The 22,924-nt window shown below is 68.4% G+C and carries 21 protein-coding genes and 1 pseudogene; 16 read left to right on the top strand and 6 right to left on the bottom strand.

Going from position 1 to position 22,924, the window contains the following annotated elements; translation table 11 throughout:
* The first annotated feature begins 27 nt into the window (after window positions 1–27).
* Complete coding sequence (gene nucS, locus H7J86_RS24060; RefSeq protein WP_267293867.1) at window positions 28–714, top strand: endonuclease NucS; 687 nt, start codon at window positions 28–30, stop codon at window positions 712–714.
* Entirely contained in the window at window positions 714–1,010 is a 297-nt protein-coding gene (locus H7J86_RS24055) for an Rv1322 family protein (protein ID WP_090352855.1), read from the top strand. The genes nucS and H7J86_RS24055 overlap by 1 nt, the downstream gene beginning before the upstream one ends.
* Window positions 1,011–1,017: 7 nt before the next feature.
* Here the strand turns inward: H7J86_RS24055 and mce are convergent, their stop codons facing one another.
* Window positions 1,018–1,494 (bottom strand): methylmalonyl-CoA epimerase, encoded by a 477-nt coding sequence (gene mce / locus H7J86_RS24050; protein ID WP_090352857.1) that lies wholly within the window; start codon window positions 1,492–1,494, stop codon window positions 1,018–1,020.
* A 96-nt stretch (window positions 1,495–1,590) separates the two neighbouring features.
* Between mce and H7J86_RS24045 the strand changes: the two genes are divergently transcribed.
* The 3 genes from H7J86_RS24045 to H7J86_RS24035 are packed head-to-tail and all read left to right on the top strand — an operon-like array spanning window position 1,591 to window position 4,122.
* Window positions 1,591–2,784 carry an acetyl-CoA C-acetyltransferase gene (locus tag H7J86_RS24045; RefSeq protein ID WP_090352858.1) on the top strand — a complete coding sequence of 398 codons (1,194 nt, stop codon included), beginning with the start codon at window positions 1,591–1,593 and terminating at the stop codon, window positions 2,782–2,784.
* 56 nt (window positions 2,785–2,840) lie between these two features.
* A complete protein-coding gene (locus tag H7J86_RS24040) occupies window positions 2,841–3,227 on the top strand; it encodes a DUF3817 domain-containing protein (RefSeq protein WP_372517322.1) in 387 nt (128 codons plus the stop codon).
* Window positions 3,228–3,240: 13 nt separating this feature from the next.
* On the top strand, window positions 3,241–4,122 hold the full coding sequence (locus tag H7J86_RS24035; protein WP_267293863.1) for a tetratricopeptide repeat protein: 882 nt from the start codon (window positions 3,241–3,243) through the stop codon (window positions 4,120–4,122).
* Window positions 4,123–4,132: 10 nt separating this feature from the next.
* On the opposite strand, the gene glgB is transcribed toward H7J86_RS24035, so the two are convergent.
* Window positions 4,133–6,328, bottom strand: a complete 2,196-nt coding sequence (gene glgB / locus H7J86_RS24030; RefSeq protein ID WP_267293861.1) for a 1,4-alpha-glucan branching protein GlgB — start codon at window positions 6,326–6,328, stop codon at window positions 4,133–4,135.
* A 4-nt stretch (window positions 6,329–6,332) separates the two neighbouring features.
* Entirely contained in the window at window positions 6,333–8,402 is a 2,070-nt protein-coding gene (locus H7J86_RS24025) for an alpha-1,4-glucan--maltose-1-phosphate maltosyltransferase (protein ID WP_267293859.1), read from the bottom strand.
* A 151-nt stretch (window positions 8,403–8,553) separates the two neighbouring features.
* Here H7J86_RS24025 and glgP point away from each other — a divergent pair, with 151 nt between their 5' ends.
* The 3 genes from glgP to H7J86_RS24010 are packed head-to-tail and all read left to right on the top strand — an operon-like array spanning window position 8,554 to window position 12,810.
* Window positions 8,554–11,172 (top strand): alpha-glucan family phosphorylase, encoded by a 2,619-nt coding sequence (glgP, locus tag H7J86_RS24020; protein WP_267293857.1) that lies wholly within the window; start codon window positions 8,554–8,556, stop codon window positions 11,170–11,172.
* The gene (locus H7J86_RS24015) at window positions 11,169–12,020 is read left to right on the top strand and encodes a virginiamycin B lyase family protein (RefSeq protein WP_267293855.1); all 852 of its coding nucleotides are present in this window, start codon (window positions 11,169–11,171) and stop codon (window positions 12,018–12,020) included. Before glgP ends, H7J86_RS24015 begins: the two co-directional genes overlap by 4 nt.
* 58 nt (window positions 12,021–12,078) lie before the next feature.
* Window positions 12,079–12,810 carry an MspA family porin gene (locus H7J86_RS24010; protein ID WP_090352871.1) on the top strand — a complete coding sequence of 244 codons (732 nt, stop codon included), beginning with the start codon at window positions 12,079–12,081 and terminating at the stop codon, window positions 12,808–12,810.
* Here H7J86_RS24010 and H7J86_RS24005 read toward each other — a convergent pair.
* The 3 genes and pseudogenes from H7J86_RS24005 to H7J86_RS23995 all read right to left on the bottom strand — a co-directional run.
* Window positions 12,807–14,243 carry a neutral zinc metallopeptidase gene (locus tag H7J86_RS24005; protein ID WP_090352874.1) on the bottom strand — a complete coding sequence of 479 codons (1,437 nt, stop codon included), beginning with the start codon at window positions 14,241–14,243 and terminating at the stop codon, window positions 12,807–12,809. The two genes, H7J86_RS24010 and H7J86_RS24005, sit on opposite strands and share 4 nt — an antisense overlap.
* A 43-nt stretch (window positions 14,244–14,286) precedes the next feature.
* Complete coding sequence (locus H7J86_RS24000) at window positions 14,287–16,269, bottom strand: ATP-dependent DNA helicase (RefSeq protein ID WP_187096490.1); 1,983 nt, start codon at window positions 16,267–16,269, stop codon at window positions 14,287–14,289.
* Window positions 16,266–17,597 (bottom strand): annotated as a pseudogene (locus tag H7J86_RS23995) (nicotinate phosphoribosyltransferase); the annotation flags it as partial. The gene H7J86_RS24000 and the pseudogene H7J86_RS23995, both read right to left, overlap by 4 nt.
* 57 nt (window positions 17,598–17,654) lie before the next feature.
* On the opposite strand from H7J86_RS23995, the gene clpS reads away from it, so the two are divergent.
* The 8 genes from clpS (at window position 17,655) to H7J86_RS23955 (ending at window position 22,904) form a co-directional block, all read left to right on the top strand.
* Window positions 17,655–17,969: an ATP-dependent Clp protease adapter ClpS gene (clpS, locus tag H7J86_RS23990; protein WP_090353891.1), complete on the top strand. Its 315-nt coding sequence runs from the start codon at window positions 17,655–17,657 to the stop codon at window positions 17,967–17,969.
* A 4-nt stretch (window positions 17,970–17,973) separates the two neighbouring features.
* A complete protein-coding gene (aosR, locus tag H7J86_RS23985) occupies window positions 17,974–18,552 on the top strand; it encodes an oxidative stress transcriptional regulator AosR (protein WP_267293853.1) in 579 nt (192 codons plus the stop codon).
* Complete coding sequence (locus H7J86_RS23980) at window positions 18,549–19,610, top strand: P1 family peptidase (RefSeq protein WP_267293851.1); 1,062 nt, start codon at window positions 18,549–18,551, stop codon at window positions 19,608–19,610. The genes aosR and H7J86_RS23980 overlap by 4 nt, the downstream gene beginning before the upstream one ends.
* A 1-nt stretch (window position 19,611) precedes the next feature.
* Complete coding sequence (locus H7J86_RS23975) at window positions 19,612–20,028, top strand: M67 family metallopeptidase (RefSeq protein ID WP_090352882.1); 417 nt, start codon at window positions 19,612–19,614, stop codon at window positions 20,026–20,028.
* A 9-nt stretch (window positions 20,029–20,037) separates the two neighbouring features.
* Entirely contained in the window at window positions 20,038–20,310 is a 273-nt protein-coding gene (locus H7J86_RS23970; protein ID WP_090352884.1) for a MoaD/ThiS family protein, read from the top strand.
* 3 nt (window positions 20,311–20,313) lie between these two features.
* Window positions 20,314–21,282 (top strand): cysteine synthase, encoded by a 969-nt coding sequence (locus tag H7J86_RS23965; protein WP_187096486.1) that lies wholly within the window; start codon window positions 20,314–20,316, stop codon window positions 21,280–21,282.
* Window positions 21,283–21,352: 70 nt separating this feature from the next.
* Window positions 21,353–22,012: a rhomboid family intramembrane serine protease gene (locus H7J86_RS23960; protein WP_187096485.1), complete on the top strand. Its 660-nt coding sequence runs from the start codon at window positions 21,353–21,355 to the stop codon at window positions 22,010–22,012.
* 124 nt (window positions 22,013–22,136) lie between these two features.
* Complete coding sequence (locus H7J86_RS23955) at window positions 22,137–22,904, top strand: cyclic nucleotide-degrading phosphodiesterase (protein WP_090352888.1); 768 nt, start codon at window positions 22,137–22,139, stop codon at window positions 22,902–22,904.
* Window positions 22,905–22,924: the final 20 nt, after the last annotated feature.

Raw genomic sequence — 22,924 nt, 5'->3', positions numbered from 1 at the left:
AACGCCCGGGCAATCTATGGTGGTTCGGTGCGCCTCGTCATCGCCCAATGCACCGTCGATTACGTCGGACGCCTCACCGCCCATCTCCCGTCGGCCCGTCGGCTGCTGTTGTTCAAGGCCGACGGCTCGGTGAGCGTGCACGCCGACGACCGTGCCTACAAGCCGCTGAACTGGATGAGCCCGCCGTGCTGGGTCACCGAGGGCGTCCCGGACGCCTCGGCCGACGGTGCCGAGATGGTGTGGGTGGTGGAGAACAAGGCGGGGGAACAGCTTCGCATCACCGTGCAGGACATCGAGCACGACTCCAGCCATGAACTCGGGGTGGACCCGGGATTGGTCAAGGACGGTGTCGAGGCACACCTGCAGGTGCTGCTCGCCGAACACGTCGAACTGCTCGGGGCGGGTTTCACCCTGGTGCGCCGCGAGTACATGACGGCGATCGGCCCGGTGGACCTGATGTGCCGGGATGAGACCGGTCGGTCGGTGGCCGTGGAGATCAAGCGGCGCGGTGAGATCGACGGCGTCGAACAGTTGACCCGCTATCTGGAGCTGCTCAACCGCGATACCGTGCTGGCGCCGGTGAGTGGTGTGTTCGCCGCCCAGCAGATCAAGCCGCAGGCCCGCACGCTGGCCGAGGATCGCGGAATTCGTTGTGTCGTACTGGATTACGACAAGATGCGTGGGATGGACAACGACGAGTTCCGGCTGTTCTGATGGGCCGCCGTCCGAACCGGCGCGCGCAACCGGTGCGGCCCCTGCCGTCGCCGCCGCGGGTCGAAGCGGGGCCGGACGGCTACGACTACCACGTCCGGCCGGTGCCGGCGGCGCGTGCCGAGAAGACCTACCGCTGCCCCGGTTGCGATCACGAGATCAAGCCGGGGACCGCGCATGTGCTGGTGTGGCCGGCGAGTCCGGGTGGTGTCGAGGCCGATATCGACGACCGCAGGCACTGGCATACGCCGTGCTGGGCCAACAGGGCCAACCGAGGCCCGACCCGCAAGTGGAGCTAGTGACTCGTCAGTGGTCGCCGTCGGCGGCGGGTTCGACCAGCTCGATCAGCACACCGCCGGCATCCTTGGGGTGGATGAAGTTGATCCGCGAGTCCGCGGTGCCGCGGCGCGGTGCGTCGTAGAGCAGCCGCACGCCGTCGGCGCGCAGGCGCTCGGAGAGGGCGTCGATATCGCTGGTGCGGTAGGCCAGCTGCTGCAGGCCGGGGCCGCGGGTGTCGATGAACTTGGCGATGGTGGACTTCTCGTCCAACGGGGAGAGCAACTGGATCTGCGCGCTGCCCTTGGCCGCGCCGCGCACCGAGAGCATGGCCTCGCGGACGCCCTGCTCCTCGTTGACCTCCTCGTGCAGCACGATCATGCCGAGGTGGTCGTGATACCACTTGATCGCGACGTCCAGATCCGGCACGGCGATACCGACGTGGTCGATGGCGGTCACCAGTGCGCTGGCAAGGGCCGGACGGGCGTCGACGTGCTCGGTGGTCATAGACTAAAAGTAACCTGACATAGTCGATTTTATGCCTGTGTGATAGGCCACACTAAGCTCGTTCGGCGGGCTTTACAGAACCTTTGGAGGATGGAAATGACGACCTCGGTGATCGTTGCGGGTGCCCGCACCCCGGTGGGCAAGCTGATGGGCTCGCTCAAGGGCTTCTCGGGCAGCGACCTCGGGGCCATCGCCATCAAGGGCGCCCTGGAGAAGGCGGGTGTGGACGCCTCCGCCGTGGACTACGTCATCATGGGTCAGGTGCTCACCGCGGGCGCCGGCCAGATGCCGGCACGCCAGTCCGCCGTCGCCGCCGGGATCGGCTGGGATGTGCCCGCCCTGACCATCAACAAGATGTGCCTGTCGGGTATCGACGCCATCGCGCTGGCCGATCAGCTGATCCGCGCCGGTGAGTTCGAGGTCGTGGTCGCCGGTGGCCAGGAATCGATGAGCCAGGCCCCGCACCTGCTGCCCAAGAGTCGCGAGGGCTTCAAGTACGGCGACACCACGCTGGTGGATCACCTGGCTTACGACGGTCTGTACGACGTGTTCACCGACCAGCCGATGGGCGCGCTCACCGAGCAGCGCAACGATGTCGACCAGTTCACCCGCGCCCAGCAGGACGAGCTGGCCGCCCAATCGCACCAGAAGGCGGCGGCGGCCTGGAAGGACGGCGTCTTCGCCGATGAGGTCGTGCCGGTGCAGATCCCGCAGCGCAAGGGTGACCCGCTCGAGTTCAACGAGGATGAGGGCATTCGCGCCAACACCACCGCGGAATCGCTGAGCGGGCTCAAGCCGGCGTTTCGTAAGGACGGCACCATCACCGCCGGTTCGGCCTCGCAGATCTCCGACGGGGCCGCGGCGGTCGTCGTGATGAGCAAGGCCAAGGCGCAGGAGCTCGGGCTGAGCTGGCTGGCCGAGATCGGTGCGCACGGTGTGGTCGCCGGTCCGGACTCGACGCTGCAGAGCCAGCCGGCCAACGCGATCAAGAAGGCCATGGCGCGCGAGGGCATCACGGTCGATCAACTCGATGTCGTCGAGATCAACGAGGCGTTCGCCGCGGTGTCGCTGGCGTCGGCCCGCGAATTGGGGTTGGACGAGGCGGCTGTCGCTGCCAAGGTGAACGTCAACGGCGGCGCCATTGCCATCGGCCACCCGATTGGGATGTCCGGTGCCCGGATCACCCTGCATGCGGCGCTGGAGCTGGCACGTAAGGGCTCGGGTTACGCCGTCGCCGCGCTGTGCGGAGCCGGCGGCCAGGGCGACGCGCTGATCCTGCGCCGCCCCTGAGCGCGTTCTCAACCTTCAACGACAGGGCGTAGTAGCTCAGTGGTTGCTCGGGCACAATGGGCCCTATGGCACGCATGGTCAGCGGTGAACGCGCCGCGAGTTGGTTCCGGCTGGTGGCCGGCGCCGAAGCCGTCAGCTGGGTAGGTCTGCTGGTGGGGATGTACTTCAAGTACCTGGGTACACCCCGTACCGAGATCGGCGTGAAGGTGTTCGGCCCGATCCACGGTGGCATCTTCATCGCCTTCGTGGTGCTGGCGCTGCTGGTCGGGCTGGCCCACACGTGGTCGTTGTCCACCTGGGCGGCGGCATTGCTGGCCAGCATCGTGCCGTTGGCGAGTGTGATCTTCGTCATCTGGGCGGATCGCACCGGCCGGCTGGGCGAGCGACGCGACGGGAAGGCAACGCGAGGCGAACCAGCCGGGTCGAGCGCGCCGGCGACGTGACAGACTTGTCGATGTGACACGACCCCGGTCTTCTCTGGGCCCCGCGCTGGCTGGCGCGGTCGATCTGTCGGCCCTCAAGCAACCTCCGCCCTCACAAGCCGCCGCCGCGGGCCCGTCGGGTGCCGTTCAGGTGACCGAAGCCAACCTCGAAGCCGAGGTCCTGGTCCGTTCCGGCGAGAAACCCGTGGTGGTGCTGCTGTGGACCCCACGCAGCGAGGCCAGCGCCGCGCTCGGCGACGCCTTCGCCGAGCTGGCCGCGGCCGACGGCGGCAGCTGGGTGCTGGCCATGGTCAACGTCGACACCACCCCGCGGGTGGCGCAGATGTTCGGCGTGCAGGCGGTACCCACCGTGGTGGCAGTGGTCGGCGGGCAGCCGGTCGCCAGCTTCCAGGGGCCGCAGCCGCCCGAGCAGCTGCGGCGGTGGATCGACTCACTGCTGCAGGCCGCGGGCAACCCTGGCGGCGGGGGAGACGACGCAGAGCAGGTCGACCCCGAAGTGGAGGCCGCCCGCGCGCACCTGGACAACGGTGACTTCGACGCCGCCCTGGCCGCTTATCAGGCGATTCTGGCGGCCAAGCCCAACGACGCCGAGGCCACCGGGGCCATCCGGCAGATCTCGTTCCTGCAGCGGGCCACCACGCACAGCCCCGACGCCGTGGCGGCGGCCGACGCCGCCCCCGACGATATCGAGGCCGCATTCGCCGCCGCCGATGTCGAGATCCTGCAACAGAGCGTCGCACCGGCCTTCAACAGGTTGATCGCGCTGGTCAAGCGGACCGCGGGCGATGACCGCACCAAGGTGCGGACCCGGCTGATCGAACTTTTCGAACTGTTCGACGCCGCCGACCCGGATGTCATCGCGGGCCGGCGCAACCTGGCCAACGCCCTGTACTGACCGGCCGGGATCAGGCCGGTTCGAACCAGAGCGCGGCCAGCGGCGGCAGCGACATCACCGCCGACGCGGGACGGCCGTGCCAGGGCTGTGCGGTGGCCTCGACAGAGCCCAGATTGCCCAGCCCGGCACCGTTGTAGATCGTCGCGTCGGTATTGAGCACCTCGCGCCACGTCCCGGCATGGGGCAACCCGAGGCGGTACTGGGCATGCTCGCTTCCGGAGAAGTTGAACACGCAGGCCAGCACCGATCCGTCATCGCCGAAGCGCAGGAAGCTCAGCACATTGTTGGCCGAGTCGTTGGCGTCGATCCAGGAGTAACCGTCGGGAACGGTATCCCTGGACCACAGGGCACGACGGCTGCGGTACAGCCCGTTGATATCGGCGACCAGCTGCTGGATGCCGGTGGAGAAGCTCTGCTCGCCCAGCTGATACCAGTCCAGTCCACGTTCCTCGGACCATTCGGCGCGCTGCCCGAACTCTTGTCCCATGAACAGCAGCTGTTTACCGGGGTGTGCCCACTGGTAGGCCAGCAGGCTCCGCACGCCGGCGGCCTTGTTGTGGTCGTTGCCCGGCATCCGGCCCCACAGGGTGCCCTTGCCGTGCACCACCTCGTCATGGCTGATCGGCAGCACATAATTCTCGCTGAACGCGTACAGCATCGAGAACGTCATCTCGTGATGGTGGAAGCTGCGGTGGATGGGATCGCGGGCGATGTAGGCCAGCGTGTCGTTCATCCAGCCCATGTTCCACTTCATCGAAAAGCCAAGGCCGCCAAGGTTGGTCGGGCGGGTGACGCCGGGCCACGAGGTGGACTCCTCGGCGACGGTGACGATGCCCGGGTGGATCTTGTGCACCGTGGCGTTCATCTCCTGCAGGAACTGCACTGCCTCCAGATTCTCCCGGCCACCGTATTCGTTGGGCGTCCAGCCGTCCGCGGGCCGCGAGTAGTCCAGGTACAGCATGGAGGCCACGGCATCGACCCGCAGCCCGTCGATGTGGAACTCCTGCAGCCAATACAGTGCGTTGGCCACCAGGAAGTTGCGCACCTCGGGCCGGCCGAAGTCGAATACGTAAGTGCCCCAGTCGAGTTGCTCGCCACGTCGGGGGTCGGCGTGCTCGTAGAGGGCGGTGCCGTCGAACCGTCCGAGTGCCCAGGCGTCCTTCGGGAAGTGCGCGGGCACCCAGTCGACGATGACGCCGATCCCGGCCTGGTGCAGTGTGTCGACCAGGTGCCGGAACTCGTCGGGTGTACCGAGCCGTGAGGTCGGTGCGTAGTACGACGTGACCTGGTATCCCCACGACCCACCGAACGGATGCTCGGCGACCGGGAGCAACTCCACATGGGTGAAGCCCTGTGCCACCACGTATTCGGTGAGTTCGACGGCCAGCTGGCGGTAGCTCAGGCCCGGCCGCCACGACATCAGGTGCACCTCGTAGGTGCTCATCGGCTCGAACACCGGGTTGCGCAGGGTGCGGCCGGCCATCCAGTCGGCGTCGCTCCACTCATACGAGCTGGTGTTCACCCGCGATGCGGTGTGCGGTGGCACCTCCGTGGCGAAGGCCATCGGATCGGCCCGGTCGGACACCACGCCGTCGGCGCCGTGTACCCGGAACTTGTACATGCCGTCGGTGGGGAAGCCGGGCCAGAACACCTCCCACACGCCGGACGAACCAAGGCTGCGCATGGGCGCCTCGATGCCATCCCAATGATTGAACTCGCCGATCAGGCTGACGCCCTTGGCATTCGGCGCCCACACCGCGAACGACACCCCGGGTACCGGGCCGTCGGCGGTGGTGAAGGTGCGCGGATGTGCGCCCAGCATCTCCCACAGTCGTTCGTGCCTGCCCTCGGCGAACAGGTGCATGTCCATCTCGCCCACCGTGGGCAGGAATCGGTACGGGTCGGCCACGGTGAGCACGGGCGCGCCCGGATAGCCGAGCTCCAGCCGGTAGTCGATCAGTCCGGTGATCGGCACCGCCACCGCGAACAATCCGCCGTCGATATGGGTGGCCTCGTAGCGCACCCCGCCGATCACGGCGGCCACCGTCTCGGCGTGCGGGCGCAAGGCGCGGATGACGGTGTGGTCGCCGTATTCGTGGGCACCCAGGATGGAGTGCGGGTCGTGGTGCTCGCCGGTCAGCAGGCGGTGCAGATCGGCATCGTCGGGACGCAGGTGAGTGCTGGTGGCCGGGTTGATCCGGGTCATCGGCTCACTCCCTTCGCAGTAGGGTCATTCGGACGTCGTGCGGGATCAGCGGCATGTTGATGACATGGGCGACGGTCCGGACGGGATCGAGGCGCACATAGTTGGACTGGCCCCACTGGTACTCCTCGCCGGTGATCTCGTCGCGAACCCAGAACCGTTCGTAGGCCTCCATGCCGAGTGCTTCCATGTCCAGCCACAACGTGCTCTCCTCCGGGCCGAAGGCGTTGAGGGTCACCACCACCAGGACGCAGTCGCCGCTGATCGGGTCGAACTTGCTGTAGGCCAGCAGCGCGTCGTTGTCGATATGGTGGAACTTGATCGTGCGCATCTGGGCCAGCGCCGGGTGCAGGCGCCGAATCTCGTTGAGCCGGGTCAGGAATGGTTCAAGAGACCGCCCCGAGGCGAGCGCCCCCTCGAAATCTCGTGGCCTCAGCTCGTACTTCTCGGAGTTCAGGTACTCCTCGCTGCCGGCGCGTACCGCTTCGTGTTCGAAGAGTTCGTAGCCGGAGTACACCCCCCACGCCGGGCTGAGCGTGGCAGCCAGCGCGGCCCGGATGGCGAACATCCCGGGGCCGCCGTGCTGCAGTGATTCGTGCAGGATGTCGGGGGTGTTGACGAACAGATTGGGCCGGGCGCAGTCGGCGTACTTGGCGATCTCCTCGCCGAACTCGGTGAGCTCCCACTTGGCGGTGCGCCAGGTGAAGTACGAATAGGACTGGGTGAAGCCCAGTTTGGCCAACCCGTACAACCGCACCGGCCGGGTGAACGCCTCGGAGAGGAACAGGACGTCGGGGCTCTCGTCCTTGACTTTACCGATCAGCCACGCCCAGAAGTTCGGCGGTTTGGTGTGCGGGTTGTCGACTCGGAAGATCTTGACGCCGTGCGAGATCCAGTAGCGCACCACCCGCAGGACCTCTTCGTAGAGCCCGGCCGGGTCGTTGTCGAAGTTCAGTGGGTAGATGTCCTGGTACTTCTTCGGCGGGTTCTCGGCGTAGGCGATGGTGCCGTCGGGCAGCACCGTGAACCACTCCGGATGTGTCTTGGCCCAGGGATGATCCGGTGCGCACTGCAACGCCAGATCCAGAGCCACCTCCAGGCCGTGATCGGTTGCCGCAGCGACGAAATCGTCGAATCCCTCGATCCCGCCGAGATCGGGATGGACCGCGTCGTGGCCGCCCTCGTCACTGCCGATCGCCCACGGTGACCCGACATCGCCGGGCGCGGCGGTCACCGAGTTGTTCGGGCCCTTGCGATGGACCTTGCCGATCGGGTGGATGGGGGGCAGATACACCACGTCGAAACCCATCCGAGCGATGCGCGGCAACTCCTTGGCGGCACTGGCGAAGGTGCCGTGTACCGGCTTTCCCTCGCTGTCCCATCCACCGGTGGAACGCGGGAACATTTCGTACCAGGACGAGAACCGGGCCAGCGGCCGATCCACCCACACGCCGAATTGTTCACCACGGGTGAGTAATTCGCGCAGCGGGTATTTCCGCAGCAGGCCTCCGACCGCGGGAGAGAGGGCAAGGCCGGCGCGGGTCAGCGGATCCCCCGGACTGCGCAGCGCCGCCGCCGCGTCCAGAAGTGGCTGTCGGTGCTCGCGCGGCACCCCGGTCGAGGCGCGCTCCAGCAGGTGGGCGCCGACGAGGAGGTCATTGGACAGTTCGGTCTCGCCCTGACCGGCGTCGAGTTTGGCGGTGACCGCCTTTCGCCAGGTGCTGATCGGGTCACCCCAGCCGTCTACCCGGAAAGTCCACAGCCCAACCCTGTCCGGCGTGAACTGGCCGTGGAACACATCAGGCGTGCGGCCCAGCGCCATCGGCAGCGCCTGCGGTTTGATCCGCGGCGGGGTGGCAGGGGCGGGCGGACTCGGTTTCATTCCCGGTGGATCGCTGACCAGCTGCGGATATGCCGAGCCGTGATAGCGCACCACCAGCGTTGCGGCCACCGCATCGTGGCCTTCGCGCCACACCGCCGCGCTGACGGGTACCACCTCGCCGACCACAGCCTTGGCGGGGAAACGCCCACCGGACAGCACGGGCGCTGCGTCATCGATCTCGATACGACCGGGCACCCATTCACTCCCTCATGCGGGCGCGGCTCTGTCGCCGCGCGTCGATGTCCACCGTAGTGGGCGGACTGGCACAGGGTGCCCGATGGAACCAGTCTGTAATCCAACCTCGGGAATCCGACCGCGGCCTGAATTTTCAGTAAGGTCAAGTCACGTGAAAGCTCTTCGCCGGTTCACCGTCCGAGCCCACCTACCCGACCGCCTCGGTGCGCTTGAGCCGCTGTCCAACAACCTGAGATGGTCCTGGCACAAGCCGACCCAGGATCTGTTCGCCGCGATCGACGCCGAGTTGTGGCAGCGCGTCGGGCAGGATCCCATCGCCCTGCTGGGCGGGGTCGATCCGAAACGCCTGGACGAGCTGGCGCTCGACGGCGGTTTCCTGGGGCGCGTCGATCAGTTGGCGGAGGACCTGGACACCTATCTGACCCGGCCGCTGTGGTATCAGGAGAGACAGGCCGCCGGCGACGGTCTGCCCAGCGGGATCGCTTATTTCTCCATGGAGTTCGGCGTCGCCGAGGTATTGCCGAATTACTCGGGTGGCCTGGGCATCCTCGCCGGTGATCACCTGAAATCCGCGTCGGATCTGGGTCTGCCCCTGATCGGTGTCGGTTTGTACTACCGGTCCGGGTACTTCCGTCAGTCGCTGACCGCCGACGGCTGGCAACATGAGACCTATCCCTCGCTGGATCCACAGGGTCTGCCACTTCGGCTGCTGACCAGCGCCGACGGCGAACCGGTGTTGATCACCCTGGCGCTGCCCGAGGGTGCGCACCTGTCCGCCCACGTCTGGGTGGCCCAGGTGGGCCGAATTCCGTTGCTGCTGCTCGATTCCGATATCGGTGAGAACGAACACGACCTGCGTACGGTCACCGACCGGCTCTACGGCGGCGACCAGGAACACCGCATCCGGCAGGAGATCCTCGCCGGTATCGGCGGTGTCCGCGCCATCCGCGCCTACACCGAGATCGAAGGCCGCCCGGCCCCGGAAGTGTTCCACATGAACGAGGGACACGCGGGGTTCCTGGGTGCCGAACGTATCCGTGAGCTCATCGACGCGGGACTGGACTTCGACACCGCGCTGACCGTGGTGCGCTCGTCGACGGTGTTCACCACCCACACCCCGGTGCCCGCCGGTATCGACCGGTTCCCGGTGGACATGGTGAAGCGCTACTTCGGCGCTGACCCCGGCAGCGCTTCCGGCGCGAATTCGCGTCTGCTGCCCGGAGTTCCCCTCGACCGGATCATCGCCTTCGGCGCCGAGGACGACCCGTCGAAGTTCAACATGGCGCATATGGGTCTGCGGCTGGCCCAGCGCGCCAACGGGGTGTCGCTCCTGCACGGGCGGGTCAGCCGGGGGATGTTCAACGAACTGTGGCCGGGCTTCGACACCGCAGAGGTGCCCATCGGTTCCATCACCAACGGCGTGCACGCGCCGACGTGGGCGGCCCCGCAGTGGGTGGAACTCGCCCGCGACCTGATTGGCAGCGACAACCTGGACTCGCTGAGCGAGGCGGAGACCTGGCAGCGGCTGCAGCAGGTCGATCCTGGGCATCTGTGGTGGATCCGGTCACAGCTGCGTGCGGTCCTGGTCGAGGACGTCCGAGCCCGGCTGCGCCGGTCCTGGCTGGAGCGGGGCGCCTCCGAGGCGGAACTCGGCTGGATCGCCACCGCGTTCGATCCCGAGGTGCTGACCATCGGGTTCGCGCGCCGGGTGCCGACCTACAAACGGCTCACCCTGATGCTGCGTGACCCGGTCCGGCTGGAGAAGCTGCTGCTCGACGAGTCGCGGCCGGTGCAGTTGATCGTGGCCGGTAAATCGCATCCGGCCGATGACGGCGGCAAGGCGCTCATCCAGCAGATCGTGCGCTTCGCCGACCGACCCGAGGTGCGGCACCGCATCGCGTTCCTGCCGGACTACGACATGTCGATGGCGCGGCTGCTCTACTGGGGCTGCGACGTCTGGTTGAACAATCCGCTGCGCCCGTTGGAGGCGTGCGGGACCTCGGGTATGAAGAGCGCGCTCAACGGCGGGCTGAACTTGTCCATCCGCGACGGGTGGTGGGACGAGTGGTACGACGGCGAGAACGGCTGGGAGATCCCGACGGCGGACGGCCTGGCCGACGAGAGCCGCCGCGATGACATCGAGGCAGGGGCCCTGTACGACCTGCTGGAATCATCGGTGACACCGAAGTTCTACGAGCGCAACGAACACGGCGTGCCCGGTCGCTGGGTGGAGATGGTGCGCCACACCCTGCAGGTGCTCGGACCGAAGGTGCTCGCCTCGCGGATGGTGCGCGACTACACCGAGAAGTACTACGCACCCGCGGCGCAATCCCTGCGCGCCACGATCGAGCCCGCCGGTGACGCGACCGAGGTCCCGTTCGGTGCGGCCCGAGACCTGGCCGACTACCGGCGGCGCGCGTTCGAGGCGTGGCCGCGGATCCAGATCACCGATGTGGACAGCTACGGGCTGCCCGACACACCGGTACTGGGCAGCGAGCTGACCCTGACCGCGTCGGTGCACCTGGCCGGGCTGGCGCCCGAGGAGGTCGTGGTGCAGGCCGTGCTCGGCGGTGTGGACGCCGCCGACGTGCTGCAGAACCCGGTCACCGTCGAGATGACGCACACCGGTCCCGGTGAGGGCGGCAACCAGATCTTCTCGACCACGGCGCCGCTGCCCGCGGCCGGTCCCGTCGGCTACACCGTGCGCGTGCTGCCGTATCACCGGTTGCTGGCCGGCACCGGCGAACTCGGACTCGTCACGCTCGCGTGAGGGGGGTTCTCGACATCGCCGTGCCCGGCGGTCCGTATGCGCTGGCCCCCGGACCCGACGGCGCCGTCTGGGTGACGCTGGTGCACAGCGGCGAGATCGCGCGCATCGCGCCCGACGGTGACCTCCGCGTCTATCCGGTGCATCCCGACAGCAAGCCGTCGATCATCGCCGCGGGCCCCGACGGTGCGCTGTGGTTCACCCGCAACGGTGACGACCGGATCGGTCGCATCGAGGTGGACGGCACCCGAAGCGAGATCGAATTGCCGCATGGCAGTGCACCTTTCGGCCTGTGTGTGGGTCCCGACGGTGCGCTGTGGTTCACCGCGGCGGCCTCCGGGGCGGTGGGGCGGGTCGACGCGGGCGGTGCGGTGGACATGGTGGCCGTGCCCGGTGGGGGACCGTCGATGATCACCGCGGGACCCGATGGCGCCCTGTGGTTCACGCTCAACGGTGCCAGTGCGATCGGGCGGGTGGACCTGGCGGGAAAGCTGAGCACCCGGCAGACTCCGACGCCGTCAGCCGGGCCGGTGGGCATCACCGCGACCCATGACGACGCGGTCTGGTTCACCGCCATCCGGGCCGACAAGCTCGGGCGGATCCCGATGAACGAGGCGATCCAGGAACTCGACCTGCCCGGCAAACCGCACGCGGTGGTGGCCGACCAGGCCGACGGGGTCTGGGTCAGCCTGTGGGGTGCCGACCAGTTGGCCCGGGTCGGTGCCGACGGCGAGGTCGCGACCATCGACCTGCCGCCGGGAAGCGAACCGCACGGTGTGGCGGTGGCACCCGACGGTGCGCTGTGGGTGGCACTGGAATCGGGATACGTGTTGCGACTGCCCGTCGGTTGAGCGGATGCACTTTTCGCACTCGCCACGGGCAGCGGTGGGCGCCGGGTAAATTCCGAGCATGTCGATCCGGTCCGCCACATTCGGCACCTGTGCCGTCGCGCTGGTGCTGTGGGCACCCGTCGCGGTAGCCGACCCGGCGGACCCGCCGGCGATCGAACCGGCCGCGGCCGACGCGCCGCCGTCCGACGAGGTGCCACCGCCGCCGGTCGATGACGGCAGGGTCCCGTCGGCGCCGCCGCAGACCGTGAAGACGCCCGACGGCTGGACGCTGACGGTCTCGTCCAAAGACGAGGTCCAGATGCCGATCGCGCCGCTGACGACGGCCGTCTCGTCCCGGGAGTACAGCGCAGGCGGCGTGTTCAACGGATCGTTGGTGCCCCCGGATGGCGCGTCGGCGCCCCGGGGTGTGCTGGAGGTCGGTTACCAGATCGGCTGCGGGATCGACATGAGCACGTCCAACGGAGTCACCCTGACCGGCTCGGTCGGTCTGAACAGTGGTGTGGGCTTGAGCGGGCCGCTGGGCGCGCTGCCCACCGGCGTGGCGCCGATCTTCTCCATTCCGGTGAGCGGCGGTATCGGGGTCGCGTTGAAGCCCGGCATCGTCAACATCGTCCCGGTGGTGAAGAAGGAGTTCAAAGGCCCGGATCCGTGGGTGATGGTGTCCAACTTCCACATCAAGATCGACGGCTGTGTGGGCCAGTCGTTCCTGCGGTCCTACGCGGTGCTGACCCGCTCGACGGATCAGTCCGATGTGGTGCTCGGGTATTACGGGGTGACCAAACAGGTCTAGGGGAACCGCTTGAAGCAGCGGTCCTCATCGCCCAGCACACCGACCCGGAAGGCGTCGATGCGCGAGAAGCCCGACGGAACGGACTCCCCGTTGACATCGCTGGCCACCAGACCGTTGCTGAGGATCCCGGAGATGGCCTCGTCGACATCGCCGGCCGTGAGCTGAATCGTGTTGCCGTCCGGGGTGTTCACCGCGTGGGTCATCTTGACCGTCGCGACGCCGGTCAGGCAGGCGGTTCGCAACGCGGCCTTGGCGCTGTCGAGGGCCAGGCCGCCGCGCTCGTGTTGGATCGCCTGCATGTACCTGGACACCAGCACCGAATAGGCGGTGTTGTCGCCGGTCGTCAGGCCCGTGCCGGGCTCGGCTTCGGACTGGGCGCCCATGGCCTCCAGCGCGGGCAGATCCACCGAGATGGTGTTGCTCGCCGGGCAGAAGGTCACGGCCGCGTCGGAATGGGCATCGGCACACGCGGGCCGGTCGAAGGTCAGCTGGGGCGGGTTCTGCGGTGCGAACAGGATGCCCATGGCGTCGACGATGGAGCGCACCGACGCCTCGGTGATCTGCAGTTCGCCCGACTGGTCTTCCGGCAGGAGCACCGGCAGGTCACCGCGGCGCTGTTTGATCTCCGCGGGGTCGATCGAGGCGCAGGACGAGGCGCCGTCGGTGAAGCCGAACTGGAAGGCCGATATCCGCTCGAAGGCCGAGCCGTGTTCGTCCTCGCCTGCGGCGGAATCACCCTCGTTGAGCAGCGGATCGCGGAACGAGATCATCGCCGCCAGCAGGTTGTTCAGGCCGTCTGCGGTGGACAGCGTGAACCGGGTGGAATGTCCCTCGGCGACCCAGCGCATGTAGACGCCGGCCAGGCAGTCGGCCTGCTGCTCGGAGACCAGGGTGGGGGTGGCCTTGCGGGTGAGCTTGGCCTGCTTCTGCACCGAATGTCCGTATTCGTGCGCGAGCACCATGGTGACGGCCATATCGCCGTTGGCCTTGCGCAGCGAGGGCATCAACACGCCGCGATCCCAGCCGATGGTGTTGTCGTCGCGGCAGAACGCCGCATTGACCAGGTTGTAGGTGTTCGAGTCGCAGAACTCGCCGTCGAAACCGTCGGCATCCCAGGAGATCAGCTCTTTGACAGGGGTGAATTCACCGTCGAATGCCTGCGGGTAGGCCTGCTGCCAGAATTCCTCGATATCGCTGACGGAGCTCTCGGCCAGGTGGTCGATCTGCCCGCCGTCGGTGTCACGCGCCGTGCGGGTCGGCGCGGCAGCGTCGTCGCGCAGGCCGGTGGGCCCATCGGTGGCGGGCATCCCGGCCACCCGGAACGGATCGGCGAACACAGATACCGCGTTGCCCTGCAGCGTATGCGCGCAGGAGGCCACCAGCAGCAGCACGCACGCGCTGAACACGGTTCCCGCCCACCGTCGGCGATTCATGACCGAAAGGATATGTGACCGCCGGCCCGGGAGGGCGCGTCAATCACTCGCTACGCAAGCGCTTCAGTGCCGCGATCACCCGGTCGGTGTCGGTGGTCGTCCAGAACGGGGGCAGCGATGCGCGCAGGTAGCCGCCGTAACGCGCGGTCGCCATCCGCGAGTCGAGGATCGCGACGACGCCCCGGTCATCGACCCGGCGCAGCAGCCGACCGGCCCCCTGCGCGAGCAGCAGGGCCGCATGACCGGCGGCCACCGCCATGAATCCGTTGCCGCCGCGCGCGGCGATGGCCCGTTGGCGCGCGGTGAGCAACGGGTCATCGGGACGCGGGAAGGGAATGCGGTCGATGATCACCAGCGACAGCGACGGACCGGGCACATCCACGCCCTGCCACAGCGAGAGCGTGCCGAACAGTGAGGTGGCCTCGTCGTCGCTGAACCGCTGGACGAGGGTGGCCGTGGAGTCCTCGCCCTGGCACAGCACCGGGGTGTCCAACCGCGCGGCCATCGCCTCGGCGGTGGCCTTGGCCGCCCGCATCGAGGAGAACAACCCGAGGGTGCGCCCGCCCGCTGCGGTGATGAGCTCGGCGATCTCATCGAGCTGGGCGGCCGACCCGGTGCCGTCGCGGCCCGGTGCGGGCAGATGTTTGGCCACGTAGAGGATGCCGGACTTGGCGTGTTCGAACGGCGAACCGACATCGATTCCGCGCCACGCGGTTCCGGTCTCCTCACCGGCGAGTCCCCAGCCGGCGGCCATCGCCGTGAAGTTGCCGCCGAGGGTGAGCGTGGCCGAGGTCAGCACCACGGTGGATCGCTGAAAGATCCTGGTACGCAACAGGCCTGACACCGTCAGTGGGGCCACCCGCAGCATGGCCCGCTTACCCGAGCTCTTCGTCTCCTCGTGTTCCAGCCACACCACGTCGAGCCGGTCGGGAATGGCGGGCACGAACGAATCCAGCATGCGGGAGGCGATATCGCCGATCTCGGTCACCGCGGTGACCGCCTCGGTCCGCGCCGCGGCGGCCTGCGGATCGGTGGGTGCGGTGTCGATGGCCGTGCGGACCGCGTGCGCGGCGTCGCGCAGCGCGGTGAGGTAGGTGGCCAGTTCCTCGTCGAGGTAGTCGATGCGGCCGGGCTCGCCGTCGTGGATGGCCGAGGCGAGGATGGAGCCCGCGGCGTCCAGCCGGTCGGCGAGTTCGGCATCGACAAGGCGGCCGATACGGCGTTGAGCCGCGCCCAGCAGGGTGGCCGACAGCTCACCGGTGGCCACCCCGGTGACCCGGTCGACGAGTTCGTGGGCCTCATCGACGACGAGGAGTTCGTGCTCGGGCAGCACCGAGGCGTCGGCGATGGCGTCGATGGCCAGCAGCGCGTGGTTGGTGACGACGATATCGGCGGTGCCCGCCTTGGCTCTGGCCCGTTCGGAGAAGCAGTCCGTGCCGAACGGGCAGCGCGCCACCCCGATGCATTCGCGCGCCGACACACTGACCTGACTCCACGACCGGTCCGGGACGCCGGGCACCAGCTCGTCGCGGTCGCCGGTCTCGGTGTCCGACGACCACTTGGTCAGGCGTTGCACATCGCGGCCCAGCGCGGTCGCGGCGACCGCATCGAACAGTTCTTCCTGGGGTTGGTCCTCGGCCGGGTCGGTGTTGGCGCCATTGTGGATCTTGTTGAGGCACAGGTAGTTTCCCCGGCCTTTGAGTAGCGCGAAGGTGGGCTTGCGCGGGAGTGACGGGGCCAGGGCGTCGGCCAGTCTGGGCAGGTCGCGGTCGACCAGCTGGCGTTGCAGGGCGATGGTGGCGGTGGATACCACCACCGGGGCGTGTCCCGAGGCGGCACGCGCGATGGACGGCACCAGATAGGCCAGTGACTTGCCGGTGCCGGTGCCCGCCTGCACGGCGAGGTGCTCGCCGGTGTCGAAGGAGCGCGCCACGGCCTCGGCCATCTCGATCTGGCCCTGGCGCTGGGCGCCGCCGAGCGCGGTGACCGCAGCGGCGAGCAGATCGCGAACCGGGGTGGCGGTCACGCGGGTGCGGGGAGCCGGGTGGGTATGGCGGGATCGCCCTTGGACAGGCCCAGCCCGTCCCACGGCAGGCTGCGCAGTCCCGCCGTGACCCGGTCGCGCGCCGCCGCCAGATCGGTGTCACCGCCGACCCGCGTCCCGGCCCGCACCAGCTCGACCGTCAGCGGCCGGGCGGTGAGCTTCCCGCCGATCTCGGGGCGGTGGCCCTGCCGGTAGACGACCTCCTCGACCACCGTCCCGGACGGTTTGGCCAGCCGCAGCGCCGCCTTGCGCCCGCCGTGGGATTCCTTGTGCGCACTGCGCTTCTGCACGGGCCGGCCGTCGACCTCGACCAGCTTGTAGACCATGCCCGCGGTGGGGGCGCCGGAACCCGTCACCAAGGAGGTGCCGACCCCGTAGCTGTCGACCGGCTCGGCGCGTAGCGCCGCGATGGCGAACTCGTCGAGATCGCTGGACACCACGATCTTGGTGCCGGTGGCGCCGAGCGCATCGAGTTGGTCGCGCACCTGGCGCACCAGCACACCCAGGTCCCCGGAGTCGATGCGCACCGCACCGAGCTCCGGGCCGGCCACCGCGATGGCGTTCGCCACCCCGGAGGTGATGTCGTAGGTGTCGACCAGCAGGGTGGTGCCGACACCGAGGGCGTCGACCTGGGCCGCGAACGCGGAGCGTTCAGATCGGTCGCGCGCCGCGCGATCGTCCGGTCCGGTGTCGGCGGTGTGCAGCAGCGTGAAGGCGTGCGCGCTGGTCCCGAGCGCGGGCACCCCGTACGCGCGCTGGGCGGCCAGATTGGACGTGCCCGCAAAGCCGGCGATCCAGGCGGCGCGTGCGGCGGCGATGGCGGCCTGCTCGTGGGTGCGCCGCGAGCCCATCTCGATCAGCGGCCGGCCTTCGGCGGCGCTCACCATCCGCGCGGCGGCCGAGGCGACGGCGCTGTCATGGTTGAGGATCGACAGGACAAGGGTTTCCAGGATGACGCACTCGGCGAAACTGCCGTGCACCGACAACACCGGGGACTCCGGGAAGTACAGCTCACCCTCGGCGTAGCCGTCCACATCGCCGGCGAAGCGGTAGCTCGCCAGAAACTCCAGGGTGGCCGGGTCGAGGAAGCCGGACACCGACGCCAGGGCATCGTCGTCGAAGGTGAAGTCCTCCAGCGCCTCCAGGAAGCGGCCGGTGCCGGCCACCACGCCGTAGCGGCGGCCCTCGGGCAGGCGGCGGGCGAACACCTCGAACGTGCAGTGGCGGTGCGCGGAGCCGTCCCGCAAGGCCGCCGCGAGCATGGTCAGCTCGTACTTGTCGGTCAACAGTGCGGTAGACACGGAGGCAACCGTAACTGCACCGTTCCGATTCTCTGCGCGTGAACGCGCCCCGGTATCCTCAGCGGCATGGTTACCCCAGCGCGGACTCGTCCGGGTACCCGTGAGGAGCACAAGGCCGACACCGGCCAGGAGGAAGACGCCGCGACCGACAGCCCGTGGGTGACGATCGTCTGGGACGACCCGGTCAACCTGATGTCCTACGTGACGTATGTCTTCCAGAAGCTGTTCGGCTACAGCGAGCCGCACGCGACCAAGCTGATGCTTGAGGTGCACAACGACGGCAAGGCGGTCGTGTCCGCGGGCAGCCGTGAATCCATGGAGGTCGACGTGACGAAACTTCACGCGGCCGGGCTGTGGGCCACGATGCAGCAGGACCGCTGAGCACGTGCGTAAGTGGAAGCGGGTCGACGGCCCGGCAGGTCCGCGGTTCCGTTCGTCGCTGGCCGCCCATGAGGCGGCGCTGCTGCGCAATCTGGTGACCTCGATGGTGGAGATGCTCGCCGACCGCGAATCCTCGGCCCCGTCCGACGAGCTCGCCGATATCACCGGCATCCGGACCGGGCATTCGCAGCCGCCCGAGGACGAGACCATGAAACGGCTGTTGCCCGACTTCTATCGGTCCCGCAGCGAGCATCCGGCCGGCGCCACCGCCGCCGAGAGCCTCAACCGCGCGCTGCGCAGCCTGCATGAGCCCACCATTATCGACGCGAAACGTGAAGCGGCGCAACGACTTTTGGCGACCCTGCCGGAGGGTGGCGGCAAGCTCGAACTGGTCGAAGCCGACGCGCAGGCATGGGCATCGGCGGTCAACGACGTGCGGCTGGCGCTGGGCACGATGCTCGATATCGGGCCCGACGGTCTGGACCGACTGCCGCCCGAGCATCCGATGGCCGGCCACCTCGACGTCTACCAGTGGCTGACGGTGCTGCAGGAGTATCTGGTGCTCGGAATGATGGGTCGATGAACGCGGCTGGTGGGCTCGAATTCGGATCGATCACCGATGTGGCGGGCATCCTCGTCGGCCACCATCACCGCATCGACGAGGACGCCACCCTGGGCAGCGGATGGGCCTGCGGTACCACGGTCGTGGTGGCCCCACCGGGCACCACGGCCGCGGTGGACTGCCGCGGCGGTGCACCGGGTAGCCGCGAGACCGATCTGCTCGACCCGGCCAACAGCGTCCGGCACGTGGACGCCGTGGTGCTCACCGGCGGCAGCGCCTACGGGTTGGCCGCCGCAGACGGCGTGATGACCTGGCTGGAGGAGCGCGGGCGCGGTGTCGCGATGGACGGCGGCGTCGTGCCCATCGTGCCCGCGGCGGTGATCTTCGACCTGCCCGTCGGGGGCTGGGGTTGCCGGCCCACCGCGGAGTTCGGTTATGCGGCCGCACGGGCCGCCACCACCGAGGTGGCGATCGGCAACGTGGGCGCCGGGGCGGGGGCCCGCGCCGGTGTGCTCAAGGGCGGACTGGGTACCGCATCGATCACGTTGCCCGATATCGGTGTCACCGTCGGTGCGGTGGTCGCGGTCAACCCCGGCGGCAACGTCGTGGACCCGAAAACCGGCCTGCCGTGGATGGCCGGCCTGATCGCCGAGTTCGGGCTGACCCCGCCCCCTGCCGAACAGATCGCGGCGTACGCGGCGCTGGACAAGAAGAGCGGTCCGCTCAACACCACCATCGCGGTGGTGGCCACCGACGCCGCGCTGAGCCCCGCGGGCTGCCGGCGGGTCGCCGTCGCCGCCCAGGACGGCCTTGCCCACGCGATCCGTCCCGCACACACCCCGCTGGACGGCGATACGGTGTTCGCGCTGGCAACCGGCGCGGTGCAGGTGCCGCCGAACCCGAAGACGCCGGTGGCGATGTCGCCGGAAACGGCGGTCGTCACCGCAGTCGGGGCCGCGGCGGCGGATTGCCTGGCGCGGGCGGTCCTGGTAGGAGTGCTGGCAGCCGAGTCGGTCGCCGGAATACCGACGTACCGCGGCCTGTTGCCGGGAGCATTCCCACGACGAACGGAGACCTGACGTGTTGGTGATCCGCGCCGACCTGGCGGACGCCATGGTCGCCCACGCGCGCGCCGACCACCCCGACGAGGCCTGTGGTGTGATCGCCGGGCCGGAGGGTTCGGATCAGCCTGAGCGTTTCATCCAGATGATCAATGCCGAGCGCTCGCCGACGTTCTACCGGTTCGACTCGGCCGAGCAGCTCAAGGTGTGGCGCGAGATGGACGATAACGACGAGGTTCCCGTCGTCATCTATCACTCGCATACCGCCACCGAGGCCTACCCGAGCCGCACCGACATCTCGTTCGCCTCCGAACCTGATGCGCACTACGTCCTGGTCTCGACCCGTGATCCCGACGAACACGAGTTGCGCAGCTACCGCATCGTCGACGGGGTCGTCACCGAAGAACCCGTATCCATCGTTGAGAACTACCAGTAAGGAACGACCGTGGCAGTAACCGTCTCGATCCCCACCATCCTGCGTCCGCACACCGGCGGCGAGAAGCGGGTCAGCGCCGACGGCGACACGCTGGCCGCCGTCATCAGTGACCTGGAGGCCAACCACGCCGGCATCTCCGAGCGCTTGGTGGACAACGGCAAGCTGCACCGCTTCGTCAACATCTATGTCAACGACGAGGACGTGCGGTTCTCCGGCGGTCTGGACACCCCGATCAGTGACGGCGACTCGGTGACGATCCTTCCTGCCGTCGCAGGCGGCTGATCCGTGCGGTACGACTCGCTGCTGGAGGCGCTGGGCAACACCCCGCTGGTCGGGCTGCAGCGGCTGTCTCCGCGCTGGGAGGATGACGAGCACGGACCCCATGTCCGGTTGTGGGCCAAGCTCGAGGACCGCAATCCGACCGGCTCCATCAAGGACCGGCCCGCGCTGCGGATGATCGAACAGGCCGAACGTGACGGGTTGATCAAGCCGGGCGACACCCTGCTCGAGCCCACCAGTGGCAACACCGGTATCTCACTGGCGATGGCGGCGCTGCTCAAGGGCTATCGGATGATCTGCGTGATGCCGGAGAACACGTCGGTCGAGCGGCGCCAGCTGCTCGAGCTGTACGGGGCGAAGATCATCTACAGCGCCGCCGAGGGCGGCTCGAACACCGCCGTCGCCTACGCGAAAGAGCTTGCCGCGCAGAACCCTTCGTGGGTGATGCTGTACCAGTACGGCAACCCGGCGAATGCCGCCGCGCACTACGAGGGCACCGGGCCCGAACTGCTGGCCGATCTGCCGGAGATCACCCATTTCGTCGGCGGCCTCGGTACCACCGGCACGCTGATGGGCACCGGCCGGTTCCTGCGCGAGCACGTGCCGGGGATTCAGATCGTGGCGGCCGAGCCGCGCTACGGCGAGGGTGTGTACGCGCTGCGCAATATCGACGAGGGCTTCGTGCCCGAACTCTACGACCCCGACGTGCTGACGACGCGCTTCTCGGTGGGAGCGTTCGATGCCGTCAAACGGACCCGCGAGCTCGTCGAGGTGGAGGGCATCTTCGCGGGCATCTCGACCGGCGCGATCCTGCACGCCGCGCTCGGCATGGCCGCCAAGGCGATCAAGGCGGGTGAACGTGCCGACATCGCGTTCACCGTGTGCGATGCCGGCTGGAAGTACCTGTCCACCGGCGCCTACGCCGGTAGCCTGGATGACGCCGAGGACGCGTTGGAAGGGCAGCTATGGGCCTAGTCGAACGACGATCAAGCAGGGAGGGACGAGCTGCGCTGAGGAGTTCGACGATCGTGCCTGAGGAGTTCGCGTGACCCTCCCGGTTCCGCAGGAGAAGAAGCCGGCCGCCTGGAAGCTCGGCGGTGCGACGGTCCTTGCGTTCGTCGCGTTGCTGTATGTCATCGAAGCGGTCGACGCCACGGTGTTCCGCGGCGGGCTCGACCAGGACGGCATCCAGCCGCTGCGGACCGATGGGCTGTGGGGAATCCTGTGGGCGCCGCTGCTGCACGGCGGTTGGCCACACCTGGTCGCGAACACCGTGCCGGCGCTTCTCTTCGGCTTCCTCGCCAGCCTGTCGGGATACGGACGCTTCCTCGGCGCCACCGCCATCATCTGGATTCTCGGTGGCCTGGGCACGTGGCTCATCGGGAACCTCGGCGCGCACTGCCCGTACGTGGGGGTGCACTGCACCACCACACACATCGGCGCCTCCGGACTGATCATGGGCTGGCTGACGTACGTCATCGTGCTCGGTTTCTTCACCCGGACCGTGTGGCAGATCGTGGTCGGGGTGGTTGTGGCGTTCATCTACGGCGGTGTGCTGTTCGGCGTGCTGCCCGGTACTCCGGGAGTGTCGTGGCAGGGGCATCTCTGTGGGGCGCTGGCGGGAATCTTCGCCGCCTATGTGCTCTCCGGTCGCGAACGCAAGGCCAGGGGGCGGGAGAAGAACGTGGCCCCGCTGGGCAGTTGACGGCATGTTTGCTGGGCCGTCCGCGGTGCGGTACGCGTCACTGCGCGCAGGTGAAAATGAATCTTGTCGCGTATTGCGGTGATGCTTTCGTCGCCCGGATAGCAGACGTGGCAAGCTAGACGGCGTGCGAATCACCGTACTGGGTTGTTCCGGCAGTGTTGTCGGGCCCGATTCGCCGGCGTCCGGTTACCTGCTGACCGAACCCGACACCACGCCGATGGTCATCGACTTCGGCGGCGGAGTGCTGGGCGCGTTGCAGCGACACGCTGACCCCGGCGCGGTGAACGTCCTGCTGTCGCACCTGCACGCCGACCACTGTCTCGATATGCCGGGCCTGTTCGTCTGGCGCCGGTATCACCCCAATCCGCCCACGGGCCGAGCCCTGCTGTACGGGCCGACGCACACCTGGGAACGCCTCGGTGCGGCCTCCTCTCCCGAGGGCGGGGAGATCGACGACATCTCCGACATCTTCGACGTGCAGCCGTGGGTCGACGGGCAGCCCGTCGTCCTGGGTGCGCTCACGGTGGAACCCCGCCTGGTCTGTCATCCGACGGAGTCCTACGGCATGCGTTTCACCGACCGTGACGGCGTGACGTTCGCCTACAGCGGTGACACCGGCATCTGCGACGCCGTCGTCGAATTGGCCCGTGGGGTGGACGTCTTCCTGTGCGAGGCGTCCTGGACCCACGCCCCGGACCGCCCGCCGAAATTGCATCTGTCCGGGACCGAAGCCGGCCAGATCGCGGCCCGCGCCGGCGTGGGCGAACTGCTGCTCACCCACATCCCGCCGTGGACCTCGCGCGAGGACGTCATCAGCGAGGCGAAAGCCGAATTCGACGGCCCGGTGCACGCCGTGGTGTGCAACGAGACGATCGACATCACGCGCCACTGAGCCCACCGGCTAGGGTTGGC

The sequence above is a fragment of the Mycobacterium hackensackense genome, assembly GCF_025822555.1.
Taxonomy (GTDB): Bacteria; Actinomycetota; Actinomycetes; order Mycobacteriales; family Mycobacteriaceae; genus Mycobacterium; species Mycobacterium fluoranthenivorans.
Note: the sequence above shows the minus strand (reverse complement) of the source record. Positions and strands in the feature narration are given on the sequence as shown.